Annotated in this window: 10 protein-coding genes; 4 read left to right on the top strand and 6 right to left on the bottom strand. The window is 72.8% G+C overall.

Annotated features, from left to right (window positions below; all coding sequences use genetic code 11):
- Positions 1-13: 13 nt before the first annotated feature.
- The 6 genes from ACGFX4_RS37840 to ACGFX4_RS37815 all read right to left on the bottom strand — a co-directional run bounded on the left by ACGFX4_RS37840 (position 14) and on the right by ACGFX4_RS37815 (position 7,068).
- Positions 14-868, bottom strand: a complete 855-nt coding sequence (locus ACGFX4_RS37840) for a hypothetical protein (protein WP_393084983.1) — start codon at positions 866-868, stop codon at positions 14-16.
- Between the two features lie 219 nt (positions 869-1,087).
- Positions 1,088-2,425 carry a hypothetical protein gene (locus ACGFX4_RS37835; RefSeq protein WP_393084980.1) on the bottom strand — a complete coding sequence of 446 codons (1,338 nt, stop codon included), beginning with the start codon at positions 2,423-2,425 and terminating at the stop codon, positions 1,088-1,090.
- Positions 2,426-2,458: 33 nt separating this feature from the next.
- The gene (locus tag ACGFX4_RS37830; protein ID WP_393084977.1) at positions 2,459-2,803 is read right to left on the bottom strand and encodes a hypothetical protein; all 345 of its coding nucleotides are present in this window, start codon (positions 2,801-2,803) and stop codon (positions 2,459-2,461) included.
- Between the two features lie 28 nt (positions 2,804-2,831).
- On the bottom strand, positions 2,832-3,878 hold the full coding sequence (locus ACGFX4_RS37825) for an ATP/GTP-binding protein (RefSeq protein ID WP_393084974.1): 1,047 nt from the start codon (positions 3,876-3,878) through the stop codon (positions 2,832-2,834).
- The gene (locus tag ACGFX4_RS37820) at positions 3,875-6,352 is read right to left on the bottom strand and encodes a Mu transposase C-terminal domain-containing protein (protein WP_393084971.1); all 2,478 of its coding nucleotides are present in this window, start codon (positions 6,350-6,352) and stop codon (positions 3,875-3,877) included. Before ACGFX4_RS37820 ends, ACGFX4_RS37825 begins: the two co-directional genes overlap by 4 nt.
- Complete coding sequence (locus ACGFX4_RS37815) at positions 6,349-7,068, bottom strand: TnsA-like heteromeric transposase endonuclease subunit (RefSeq protein WP_393084968.1); 720 nt, start codon at positions 7,066-7,068, stop codon at positions 6,349-6,351. Before ACGFX4_RS37815 ends, ACGFX4_RS37820 begins: the two co-directional genes overlap by 4 nt.
- Positions 7,069-7,466: 398 nt before the next feature.
- Here ACGFX4_RS37815 and ACGFX4_RS37810 point away from each other — a divergent pair, with 398 nt between their 5' ends.
- From ACGFX4_RS37810 to ACGFX4_RS37795, 4 genes are all read left to right on the top strand, one after another.
- Complete coding sequence (locus tag ACGFX4_RS37810; RefSeq protein ID WP_393084965.1) at positions 7,467-9,419, top strand: hypothetical protein; 1,953 nt, start codon at positions 7,467-7,469, stop codon at positions 9,417-9,419.
- 28 nt (positions 9,420-9,447) lie between these two features.
- Positions 9,448-10,257 carry a hypothetical protein gene (locus tag ACGFX4_RS37805; protein ID WP_393084963.1) on the top strand — a complete coding sequence of 270 codons (810 nt, stop codon included), beginning with the start codon at positions 9,448-9,450 and terminating at the stop codon, positions 10,255-10,257.
- A 155-nt stretch (positions 10,258-10,412) separates the two neighbouring features.
- Positions 10,413-10,721, top strand: a complete 309-nt coding sequence (locus ACGFX4_RS37800) for a hypothetical protein (protein WP_393084960.1) — start codon at positions 10,413-10,415, stop codon at positions 10,719-10,721.
- A gap of 46 nt (positions 10,722-10,767) precedes the next feature.
- The gene (locus tag ACGFX4_RS37795; protein WP_393084957.1) at positions 10,768-12,876 is read left to right on the top strand and encodes a Mucin-19; all 2,109 of its coding nucleotides are present in this window, start codon (positions 10,768-10,770) and stop codon (positions 12,874-12,876) included.
- The last annotated feature ends 3 nt before the right edge of the window (positions 12,877-12,879 follow it).

Below are 12,879 nucleotides of genomic sequence, written 5' to 3'. Positions count from 1 at the left end.
GGCCGCGAACTGATCACCCGAACGAGCCTGATGCGCGCGAAAGTTCGAGCGACAGCCATGTCCTCCGGTTTGGGAATCGCTTCTTACAAGCGCCCTGGCCGCGGTACAGGTTGCCCAGGCAAGGGTTGACCGGTCCCTGGCAGTTCATGCAGGTTCCCGACCACGGTGTGTTTGTGCTCTTGAAAGCAGCGGGGTCGTCAGGCAGGAACCGATAGGAGAGCGCCCGCGCCCATGCCTGTTCCTTGCTGAGCGGAGCGTTGGAGGCGCAGTGGAGACATCCCCCCTGCCCTTGCATGACATCGTGGAGACGCGGAGACACCTCTCTGCCGCAGCGCAGGCACTCTCCTGGCCACGGCTCGTCGACGCGGGCGTAGGGGGCAGTGGGCTGGACCTGCCCCTGCCGCACCATGACCGCCTCCGCGTGGTCAGGGTCGATGGCTCGTCTCGCGCAGTACTTGCACGCCATGGCCCCACTGCGGACCGTCTTGATCAGCACCCCAATCGGCTTCGGCCAGCGCGGGCAGCCCTCATTCAGGCAGATGGCCTGGACCCGTGTCGAGTTGTTGGCGTAGGGCTCGAGCAACCTGACGTTCGCTTTGGCGATCGTATGTGCGAGCGTCTCCTCGCCCAGGCGGTACCTATCTGCCAAGGCACGGTCAGCACAGTCGCGGCAGCCACGTGGCGCGTCGCCCTCCTTCTTGGCCTTCTGGGCGATGCTGTCGTACGTCGGGGCGATGTCCGCACCGCATCGGGCGCAGGTGCTTGGCCACTTGTCTCTGGCCTTGGTGAAGGCACCTTTCGGTATACAGCCGTTGCGGAGCATCAGTTGCCGCGCTTGCTCCGGATCCAGGCGCTGCCCAGAAACCAATCCGGGTCCTCCTTCGCGATTCCAATTGAGCCAACGGGCCTGATTCGTATCACAGTTCGACGTTCTCGAAGGCCAGGAGGCGGTCGGGAGCTTCTTCGGTCACCCGGACCTTTGGGGTCGCGGCCCGCAGCTCCTGCGTGTGGGAGCCGCGCCGCTGTGGGGCTGGCAGCGGGGACCCGGGGCCGGGCGGCGGTCCTCATTGCTTCGAAGGGCGGGCGGTCACATGGAGGTGGGGTCAGCCATTCGCATGTCGGCGCTGCAGTGGGAGCAGGGTTCGCTGTTGGCGGGTTTGCCGGGGTGGCAGGTCCGATCGTGTCCGCATTCGCAGAGGAGTCCGCCGGCGGCGTGTGCTGTGGCACAGGTCTGACAGCGGTCCCCGGCCTCGTTCTCGGTGCGGGGGCGGGAGGCGACGGTGTTGAGGGCGTCTGTGATGGAGGCGATGGTGTCGCCGCCGTGGTTGAGGAGGATGTCGAGGAGGCGCTGCTCGATCCAGGCCCGGACCGGGTCGTCGCCGCTCTGGGCGACCGCGTCGTGCCACTGTTGGGGCAGGCGGGCGGCGAGTTCGGTCGGGTCGGTCTCGGCGACGGTCGCGGTCAGAGTGGTGAGCTGCCGGGCGAGTTCGGCGCCGAGGGGGATGCTGTCGCCGGTGGCTGGCCGGGTCCACACACGGCGGTTGGTGGCCGGGCACTGGACGTGCTGCGGCTGTACGGCAGGGGCGGCGCTGCCGCGGTCGATGTGGAGGGGACAGGGGCTGGGGAAGGCGCGGAGGCAGAAGTCCATGAACATGGCGGGGTCCATCTCGCGTTTGTCCCAGCCCCAGGAGGTGGTGCAGCCGCACGGGTGGAGCAGCGGCGTCCAGTGCGTGTCGGTGGGCGGCGCGGTGTTCTCGTCGGTCCGGCTGCGCTGGTAGGGGACGCGTCGCAGGAAGTCTTCCTGCAGGCGCCCCATGACCTCCTCGACGTGTTCAGGGGTGGGGTCCGGTGTGTCATGCGGCGCCCACGGGGCGTGCCGCAGATGGGCCAGGGCGGTGCGTGCGCGCTGGTCGCGGGGGAGGGCGGGGTGGGCGTCGTGCTGGCGGCGGGCGTCCGCCGCGGCGGCTTCGAGGGTGGCGTGGAGGCGGAGCAGCTGCAAGGGGTCGAGGATCAGGCGCACGGGGCGCCGGCTGAACGGGGCGCGGGCCTGCAGGACGACGTGGCCGCTGTGGTGGAAGAGCAGGAGCTCGCTGTCGGGCGCCGCTGCTGCGGCGCTGTCCCAGTCCTGTCCGCGCAGGTGGCGTTGCATGGCCTGGATGAGGGCGAGGGGGTTACCGCTAGGGACGGTGGAGAAGACCTGGTGGGCGAGGGGCCGGTACTCGGGTTCGGCGGCCAGAGCCAGTGTGCGAAGGCGGGCGGGGAGGTCGGGGAACCCGTTGACGGGCAGGGCGACGCAGGCGGATGCCACGTGGCGCAGCACGGGTCCGCATCGCAGGGTGAGGCAGCCGCTCCAGGAGCTGACCTGGGTCGCGTCGACGATCATGGTGGTGGGGGCGGTGGTCCGGGTCTTGGTGCGAGTGGCCATGGTGGCGCGGTTCCTTGTCTGTGGGGCGGAGGGTCAGGCGGTGTCGCTCGTGGCGCACCTGGGGTGGCTGCAGGGGCGCGGGCAGCCGTCGAGTTCGGGCTCCCAGGTGTTGTCCTCGACGCAGTCGCCGCAGATGTCGGGGTGGCCGGGGACTTCTTGGCGGCCGCACTGGATGCAGCACCATTCGTCGCAGCGCGAGCAGCCGTCCTCGTAGCGGGCGTCGTGCTGGATCCCGGCCTGGGCCCAGGCGGCGGCGAACGAGAGGCATTCCCCAATGCACGGGCGCCCGCGGGCCAGCTGCGCGGTGGGGAAGGAGGGGAGGACAGCGGGCTCGGACGGGTCCGGGGGAGGGATCGGCGGGGTGGCGCTGTCGGTCACGGGTCTGGCTCTGTCGCGGTGGTGCGGGTCAGTAGGGGTCGTCTTCGTCGTTGCGGCCCACGAGGAGTGAGGCGAGCAGTTCGCGGGTGATGGCTTCCTCGCCGGTCTCGATGGCGAGTTGGGCGGCTTCGCAGATCAGGTAGGACAGGGTGGTGATGTAGCCGCCGGTGCGCTGGTGCAGGTAGGCGGCGAGGTCGAGCAAGGTGTCGGGCTTGTGGTGGTACAGGCGCAGGTCCTTGTCGAAGGCGCGCAGGACGGTCAGCCACGTCTCGGGGTCGTCCTCGGTGTACGGGATGGGGTTGGTGGTGATGACCGGGTAGGGGCTGCGGTAGTTGGCGGCGCGGGCGGCGATGCGGTTGCCGCGCAGGCCAGCCTGGACGATGTCGCGGGCGCCGGAGCCGCAGTAGACGATCGTGAGGCCGAGCTCGTCGCGCAGCCAGGTCAGGAACGAGAACGCGGAGGCGGTGTTGGCGTCGCTGAGCCGGTTGATGCCGTCGATCAGGACGAGTTGGGTCTGCGCTTTGGCCAGCCTGAAGCGGACGGGCCCGGTCAGGTCCGGGACGCGGGTCGGCACGGCTTCGGGGTTCTTGGTGTAGGGCATCTCGAAGAAGTCGGCGAACAGCAGCGCCCAGTCGGCCGGGGTGATGATCGACGGAGGGACGTTGAGGTGCACGACGGGCACGAAGCCGGTGTCCTTCGGGCGACGGGCGGCGACGCGGCCCTGGTAGGCGCGGCCGAGCATGCGCAGTACCACGGTCATGCCGGTGTCGTGCTCGCCGTCGATGATCAGTCCGAGCTGTCCCTCGCTGCGGGGTTCGCTGGCCCGCAGCAGCTGCCAACACGCTGCGAGGGCCCTCTCGACGGCCGGGGTGCTCACGATCCGCATCGCCGCGTGGTACAGCATCCGGGGGTCGTCGTCGAGGACGGGCGTGTCCGGCGGACCGGCTTTGAGCTCGGGGACGGTGACGACGCGGTTGACGAAGGTGTTCCAGCCGGTGGCTGTCGTCAGCCTGCCGGGCCTGCGGAGCGGGCCGGGGGCGGGTTCGTGCTGCAGGGTGTCGAGGTTGAACGTCATTCGGTCTCCGCGGTGTCGGTGGCGGGTGAGCGGCGCACGCGCAGGCCGCCGAAGAGGGTGTGGGCGGCGTCCGACAGGGTGCGGGCGACGAAGGCGCGCGGCTCGGCGGCCGGCGGGCGGGGGAGCGGGACAGCGCCGACGCCGACGCCGACGCCGACGCCGACGCCGACGCCGGCGTTGGCGTTGGGGGCGGGGGCAGGGGTGGGGGCGGTGTCGCAGGCGTTGGGGGCGGTGCTGTCGGGCGGGGGAGCGGTGAACAGGGCGGCCGGGTCGCCGTCGAGGGTGCGCCGCGCGGCGACGCCGGCGGGGTCGATGCGCGGGATGTTGGCGTAGCGGTCGACGAGCGCGGGTTCGGGGACGCGCACGGTCGCCTCCGCGGGGGCGGGTGCCTGGCGGTCGGTCACGGCCGGGGGCCGCGCGGCCCTGCGGCGCAGTGCGGACACTTCGCGGGCGATGGCTTCCTCGTCGTCGGCCTCACCGCCGCGTTCCTGGAACGCGGCGGTGGCCTCCTCCCACAGCCACTCGGTCCACGGGTCGGCGATCAGGTGCTTGTGGATGAAGTCGACGGGGATCCATTCGTCGCTGCGGTGGTCGCGCAGCCACACGGTCTCCGGCTGGTACGGGTGGTAGCGCACCTCCCACCGCATCCGGTTGGGGCCCCACAGCCCGGACGGCACCCCACGCATCGGGTTGAGACGTGCACCGTCGTAGGTGCGCCGGTTGAGGCGGATGCCCTTGTCGGTGACCCGCGCCCAGGCGGTCGGCAGCAGGTGCAGCACGTCCTCGTCGGACAGCGGAAGCGGCAGGTGGCCGCAGGCCGCGACGTGCGCGGCGTACGCCTGGTTGGGGGTGAGCGCCGGCATCGCCGGGTGGAAGGGGTTGCGCAGGCCCTCGTGGGGCCGCTGCTGCCAGTGCAGGCTGATGAACTGCTGCAGCAGGTCGTTGATCTCGTCGATCCGCCAGAGCCGGCCCTTCTCCACGTCCTTGCCGCGCCGGCTGAGGTCGGAGCCGGTGTACCCGGCGACGAACTGGCAGAACAGCGACTTGATCGCGGCCATGGTCCGCTCCACGATCGCCTTGTCGGTGGGCGTACGGGTGCGGGCCGGGCGGACGCTGATGCCCAGGTGCGCGCACGCGTCGGTGAACACCTGGCTGGTGAACACCTTCCCGTGGTCGATGACGACCATCGTCGGCACGATGACCGGCCGGGCGGCCGCGCCGGCCATCCGCGGGTCGGCCTCCAGCAGCTGCGCGTACGGCAGGTCGCTGTTCTCCGCCAGGGCCAGCGGCGACCAGTGCCGGTCGGCGATCTGGGGCGCCAGCATCTGCGCCAGCAGCAGGCTCGCGTCCACACCCTTCGTGGCCCGGCCACGCCGGCGACGCCGCTGGCCCCGCCGCCCGGAGCGGCCGCCCTTGCCCTTGTCCTGGGCGGTGCTGTCGGCGTACGCGCTGCTGTACCTGGGCCGGACGATGCTGGCCAGGATGCTGCGGGTCGCCACGTCGATCGCGATGGTCAGCTCCAGTGAGACCGGGCGGCCGTCCTCGCCCCGGGCCACGATGTCCAGGCCGGTGGTGTCGATCTCCACCCGCTCGCCGGGCAGTTGGGCGACGATCGTCGCGAACGGCGGCTCGGGCCGGTTCGCCTCGTCGTCCTGCCGGCGGCGCGGCGCCGTCAGGTCCTTGACCCGGATCCCCAGCTTCTTCAGCAGCGCGTAGAACGAGGACACCGGCGGAACCAACTCGCGCGCCAGCGAAGGGAACTGCCGATTCAACGCCGTCTTGAGCCGCTCGTACAGCCGCATGGCGTTGCCGACCGACTCCCGCCGCTTGCGGGAGCGCTCCACGAGCTTCAGCAGCAGCTCCACCACCCGGGTATCGGCGCGGCCCAGCTCACTGCGGGCACGGGTACTGCGGTCGTCGACCAGCCCCCACAGGCCCTGCGCCAGCCACGCCCGGCGCTTGCGCTCCACCGTCCCGGCCGACGCACCCTGCCAGCCCATCGCCTGCAGCTCGGCCGCCTTCGCCTCGTAGCGCTGGGCGAGCGTGCGCACGGCCGGGTCGTACTCCGGCCGGGGCGGGCTCCCGGCGGGCGCGTGGGGGTGGAGACCGGTGTGGACCTCGACGACGTGCTGCTCCCACTCCCGCGCCCGGGCGGCCACCTCGGGGCGCACGTTCTGGAGCCGGGAGAGCGGCAGAAGGGATTTTGTGCGGGCGGAGCGGCCGAGGACCTCGAAGCCGGGGGAGCGCAGCAGGTACGAGGCCAGCACCACCGTGTACTCCGCGCCCGGCCCGGCGGCCTCTCCGTCGATCGCCTCGTCGTCCGCGCCGGGCGGCGGGCTTTCGTCGACGAGGGTCACCGCACTCCCGGCGATCTCGACGACCAGGTGCGGCCGGTCCCGCCACCGCACCCGGTCGCCCAGACGCAGCTCCTCGTGGAAGGCACGCTGCTGCGGCAGTGCCGCCGGGGCGCTCACCGGGCCCGCCCGGCGGCCGACACGACGCTGGTCGGCACCAGCGGGGTCTCCCAGTCGAACCTCAGATCTTGCCTCCACACCAGGTGGTAGGCCCGGGCCAGGGCGGACATCGGGGGCAGGCCCGCCGCCGCGGCCCCCTCGCGCAGCGGCCGCGGCCGCGCGAACGCGGCGAGCAGCGCCTGCCCGCCGGCGGCGTCCCAGTGCCGCGGGTGGCGGAACTGCGCGGCACGGAAGAGGTTCGCGGTCCGCACGGCGCTGCTCGGCACGGGAAGACGCAGACGCCATCCCGCCGCAGAGCAGACATCCCGCAGGACCGCCTCAATCTCGCGCCAGCGGTCCTCGGGGCCTGCCGTGCGGGCGGGAGGGCAGACCACCAGCAGCCGCGACCCGCTCGACTCCCGCGCGACGAAGTCGCCGACGACGGTCTCCTCCCGGCCCGCGCACGTCCACGAGAGCCGGACCGGGGCGCCGGAGTACGCCACCACGCAGCGGTCGAAGTCCAGCTCCACCGCCACGCGCTCGCGCTCGAGCCCGGCGAAGCCCACCAGCTTCCCCGTGGTCGCCCACAGGGTGGTCGTCGCACGGCTGCCCCGGTGCGCGGCCGGCCGCCACACCGGGCCCCGCTCCTCCAGCGGCTCACCCGCCAGGGTGCCCGCCGGGGCCTTCACCAGCCTCCCCGCGCGGTCCAGGAACTCCGCCTCCACCAGCACAGCCATCAGCAGGCCCTCCGACCCGTCAGCAATGAGGAATCCCCGCCCCGGCCGAGCCGCGCAGCGCGCAGCTCCGACCGCACGTGGCCGCGGCAGGCCGAACACGTGCGGCGGAGGAAGATCCGCGGCCGGGCGGAAGAACACCACCATGGCGTATCCACACAGACGGCCGAAAGCCAGAAAAATCGAACACGGACCATCGATGGAAGTCCGAGGCGCACGCGAGCGGAGTGCGCCGGCCGATTCGCGCCCCCGCCCCGATGTCGCGCCGCCGCAGGTAGAACGCTGCTGAAACGGTTCTGAAAGCACTTTTCGAGAAAGCGAATTGACGGGCCGTCGGGTCATACTGCTGCGCAGCGCGCCAAGCCGGGCGCCGCACGCCGCCTAGTCGACAGGAATCCGATGTGACCGACCAGGGCACCCCCACGCTGTTCGAGCTCACGCTGTCCGAGTTCGTGGAAACGGCACTCAAACGGGATCTGCCGGCGCCGCCGACGTTCCCCGAAAATCCCAGGGGAATCCGCGAGGGGGCCGGCTACCTGGCGCGTGAGTTCGCCAAGGTGCTGAAGGTCAGCTCCACCAGCGTCCGCAACTGGGAGAGCGGCCGGCGGGGCCAGGGCCCGGAGTGGCGGGTCTACTGCCACCTGCTCCACCACCTGGAGAGCCGGGCAGACCCCCACGCCGTCGCCGCCCCCGCACCCGTCCGCCCGCCGGCCGTCGTGCCCGCGCCCCGCAGCGCCCCGCCGCCCCCAGCAGCAGCCCCTGCCCGCCCGGTGGCGGCCGCGGTGCCGTGGACCGCCCTGCCGCAGTGGAGCGAACCCGCTCCGCCTCCGGTGCCGCGCCACACCACCCTTCCGCGCGGCCACACGGGCTCGGTCGCCGTCCTGTCCGCCGCCGCAGGCGAGTTCACGGTGAACCTGCCCGACGGGCGCAGCGGCCCCTGCCCCCTCACCCGCCCCGAGGACCTTCCCCACCTCGCCGCACAGCTCGGCCTCACCCCGTGGAGCGCGGCGACGAACGGAATCAAGGGATCGGACCGCAAGCTCCCGCCCGTCCTGGCCCTGACCGCGAGCGCCACCCACGCCCTCGGCCTGCCCCCCACCTGCCACGGCACCCACCAGGACACGGCCGCCGAGATCCTCGACCGGACCGGCCGCGACGGCACCGGACGCCCCGTCGGCGCCTGGAGCCACCTCGGCCTGCCCAACAGCGTGGGCCTGCAACTGCTCGTCCTGCCCTGGACGCCCCCCGCAAGCGCCCTCGCCGAACTGCCCTCGCCCACCCACACCGCCCGCATGCTCGGCGAATACACCGCACGGGTCATGCCGCCCATCGCACCCCCGTCCCACTGCGGCGTCGACCTCATGGGCCTGACCCGCCCCGAACTCGCGGCCAACCACCTCCACGACCCCTTCCCGGGACCCGCCCGCGGCAGCGTCCGGCTGTGGGCCCGCACCCCCAGCACCAGGGAACTCAAACGCGACTCGGTCGTCGTCGCGCTGCGCACCACGCTGCCGTTCGTCAACGCCGCCTCGTCGGACACGCGCCTGCCCGTCGCGCAGCCCAGGCACTTCAACAACCCCGCCTTCGACCGCAAGAGGGCGGGCCGGTGGCTGGTCGACCTGTCCGGCTTCCCCCACGACGAGCGGATGCCGGTCCCGTTCACGGCCGACGGCCGGCCCTGCGACGGCCCCGACTGGTACCCGACCGCGGCCGTCGCCTACGCCGCCCAGCGCATCGAGGTCAGGCCCCTCGAGGGATGGCTGTGCCCGGACGGAGGCAAGCCCTACCTGGTGCCCTGGTACGAGCGGCTGCGGGACGCGCAGATCGCGGTCCTCCAAAGGACCGGCGTCAGCACCGAGCACCGGCGCGATGCGGCCCCGGAACCCGCGCGCATGCTCGCCGATCTCCTGGGGATGCGCGAGCACGCCGACCCGGTCGACCTCGCCGTCCTCGACGCGATCGCCGAGACCGAGGCCGCGGCCGTCCTCGAACCCGCCGAGGGCGAACCCGGCTGGGCGGCCTACGCGCGTGAGGAACTTCTGGCGCGGGCCGCCGCGAACCTGCACCGCAAACTCCTCATCACCTCCCGCGCCACGCTCCTGTTCCCACTCGCCGTCACCCCCCACCTGGTCCTCTACAGCGCCCCGAGCCCCGACGTGTTCCACGTGATCGCCCGCGAACACCCGAAGGACGCTCCCGCGAGCTTCTCCCTCGGCGGGCGGCCCGGAGGCGTCCAGCCGGCCGGCTACGCGGCCCTGGCCGACTACACCGACCTCGTCGCCTGCCTGCAGCCAGAGGACCCCGCGGCCCCGGCCCTCCTGAACAGCCTGCTCACCGCCTCCGGCGCCCACTGACCACCGACCACCTTGACCGGGAGACCCATTGCTCCTCTACGCCTTCCAGGACGAAGCCGGCCGCTGGCACGGCGACCCCGACACCGAGACCCTCGACGGGCACCCCGGCACCGGCACCCTGCGACACCAGCCGCGCCCGGGTGGCTCCACGGCCTTCGCGTGCCAGCGCCTGCACGTCCTCTACGGCCCGTGCCTGCTGGACCCCAGCGCCGTCGAGGTGCAACTGGAGGACGGCATGCGCCTCGCCCTCACCTGGCGCGTACTGGAACTCCTCGAAGGCGGCCCGGACCCGCTGCCGCCCGCCCCGCGCGGCGCTGACGCGGGCGCCCGGCCCCGGCCCCTGTCCGCGATCCCGCCGCCCCGGACACCGGGCGGCGTCCCGGGCCGGGCCCGGGCCTGGACGCCGGAGGAGGACGCGTACTGCTACGCCGCCGCAGGGGCCGCGCCCGAGGCCATCGCGGCCCACCTGGGGCGCAGCGCCAAAGCCGTACGCTTCCACCTCGCCAAGCTCCACCTGGAGCCCTTCCCCATCGAACTCCTCCCGCCCCTGAGCGTTCGCCAGGGCAAGCCCGCCGCCGACCCGAACTCCCACCGCGCCCAGGTCATGCGCGACCACCCCCGCGCCTACCTGCCCTGGACACCGGAGGAAGAGGAAGCCATCGCGGACATGGCCCGCAGCGGGGCGGACATCGAACAGATCGCCGCCGCCCTGCAACGCCAGCCCGCCGCGGTCATCGGACGGATCAGCCGCCTCACCGACGGCAACCCGCTCACCGACGCACTCTGGTTCCCGCCCCCCTGGGACGACGATGACGACGATAAGGCCCCTGCCACCTGACCCACGGACAGCGACGACACCCCGCCACACGGCCACGGTGCACGCACCGGAAGCCCGGGCGGCCCGCCCCGGGGGAGGCGCACCGCGCCACGCCCCGCACTGCCGTCCAGGCCCTGCATCTTGAATGCCAATCAAGAAGCTGTATCTTGATTGGCATGAGTGCTGAACAGGAACGGCCGCGCCTGGTCCCGACCGGCACCTGCTGGTGCGGCTGCGGAGCCGAAGCCGCCATCGGAGCGTTCTTCGCCCGCGGCCACGACAAGATCGCCGAAGCCGCCCTCCTCGCCGTCCGCTTCGACGGCTCCGTGCCCCGCCTGCTCCAGGAACACGGCTTCGGACCCGCCCGCTCCGTCACCGACGAAGCCGTCCGCCAAGGACGGTGGCACGCCTGCCCGACGGACGGCTGCGACTACAAGGGCGCACCGGCCGGCCTGCGCCTGCACCTCAAGAAGCCGCATCACTGAACCCCCAGCACCACCCGACCTCCCGTCCGTCCAGGAAGGACACGCCGTGGACAGCAAGGCCTACAACCAGGGCCTGGCCGAGCTGCGCGCGAAGCGTGACGACATCGCGTCCCTGCGCAAGGAACTCGCCCAACTCGAGGCCGACCGCGACCGGCGGATCCAGGCGCTCGCCGCCTACCCCAAGGCCAACGCCGACCGGCTCGCCCCCGCAGCGGGCCTGAGTGTCGGTCAGATCGTCGCGCTCGCCCCCGCCCTCGCCCCTGACACCGCCCCCACCGCGCCGCCGACCGCCGCCAGCGCGGCACCCGAAGTGCCCGAGCAGCCGGCCGAGCCGAAGCCCGGCACCGTGGCACACCTTCCCGCCACGCCGCCGGCAGTGGAGGCGCAGCCGTCCGCCCCGGGCCCGGCCGCGCCCGACGGCGCCCGGCCCCCTGCGGCGGCCGGGCAGCCGAAGCCGGGGGCGCCGAGGGAGCTGCCGTCCATCCCCGACGGCGCCGAGGGCGACGGCTGGACCCGCCCGACGGCGGGCCTGGTCTCCACCCGCCCGAACTTCACCCACCAGCCCCGCCAGATGGCGTTCCTCGACACCGAGACCGGCGTCCTCGTCCACCGGGACCAGCAGGTCCGCCTCGACCTCGGTACCCGCACCGTCGCCGAGATCATCACCGCCGTCTACGCGACCGTGCCCGCCTCGGTGGAGCGCATCTACGTCACCGCCGGCGACCCCTGGCACCGCGACGCCGACCAGCACCCGTTCCTGCGCGACGCCGTCGCCGCCTGGCTCTCGGGTCCCCTCCCGGACGGCTGGACGGTCGAGACCAGCCGCACCCGCGACCGGATGGCCGGCCACCTCGTCCACGAACGCCGCCCGGTCGGACGGTGGCAGCGAGGCAACCAGCACTGCGAAATCCGGTCCGTGGGGGAGTGGTTCGACCCGGCCGGAGCCGACCCCGCCACCGTCCGCGACGCCTTCGTCCTCCTGTGGCAGCACCTGCGCCACCACTGGCACGACGTCGTCCTCCTCGGATCGCCCTCCCAGACCGGCCGCGACCTGTGGACCCGCACCATCCCCGCCAAGACCGGCGCCAAGTGGGCCGACGGATACCCCGTCATGAGCGAAGACATCCGCGGCCTGCTCCACGCCACCGCCGGACAGGGCCGCACCGAACTCCTCACCCCGCCCACGGTCCCCACCCAACTCCCGCGCTGGGTCGAACTCGACCGCACCTTCGCCTACGCCAAGCACTGCTGGGCCTCCGGCGTCGGCGAACCGCAGCGCGTCACCGCCGCGACCTTCGCCTCCTGGAGCGAGAAGGAACAGACCAACGCCCTCTTCGCCCCCTCCCACTGGCACATCCGCGTCACCGTCCCCAACGGCTGGAACCACGTCGGCCTGCTCCCCGCCCCGATCACCGGCGACAAGGCCTGGGCCTACCCCGCCCAGGGCGGCCACACCTTCACCACCTGGGCCGGCGGCGCCGAAGTCAACCTCGCCCTGCGCAACCCCCTCCAACCCTGGCGCATCGAGATCCTCGACGGCCTCCTGTGGGAGAGCAGCACCCCCCTGCGAGAGTGGTCCACCCACCTGCGCGACGCCTGGAACGCGTTGCGCTCCATCTCCGAGGTCCACACCGACCCCCGGCAGCGGCAGGCTGCCGCCCTCGCGGCCCGCGCGGTGCGCAGCATCCTGCTGTTCGGCATCGGCGGCTTCGCCCAGCGTCCCCGCATCATCACCGGCCAGACCCCCCTCGGCTCCGAGCACCAGGTCCCCGACGGCGCGCAGATCACCGGCGTCACCGACACCCACGTCACCTGGCAGCAGAACTCCGGCTTCTCCCGCGACCCCAACGCCCACCCCGAATGGGCCGCCGGGGTCTGGTCCGCCGCCCGCGCCGCCCTGCTCTCCACCCGCATGCGCGAGGACAACATCAGCGTCGGCGCCCTCCACCTGCCGCCCGGCAGCATTATCGCGTTCCGCACCGACGCCATCTACACCACTACTGAACCGAACTGGCCCTACCACGGACAGCCCGGCGAATACCTCCTCAAGGGCCGCATCCCCGAACCCGTCCCCGCCCCCACCACGGACGACGCGTTCTACACCCTGCAAGCCGCCGGCCGCGCCCTCCACGACACCGAACCCGCCCCACAGTAGAAA

This window comes from Kitasatospora sp. NPDC048365 (assembly GCF_043200835.1).
In the GTDB taxonomy this organism is placed as follows: Bacteria; Actinomycetota; Actinomycetes; order Streptomycetales; family Streptomycetaceae; genus Kitasatospora; species Kitasatospora terrestris.
This window is presented reverse-complemented; position numbering and strand designations above follow the sequence as displayed.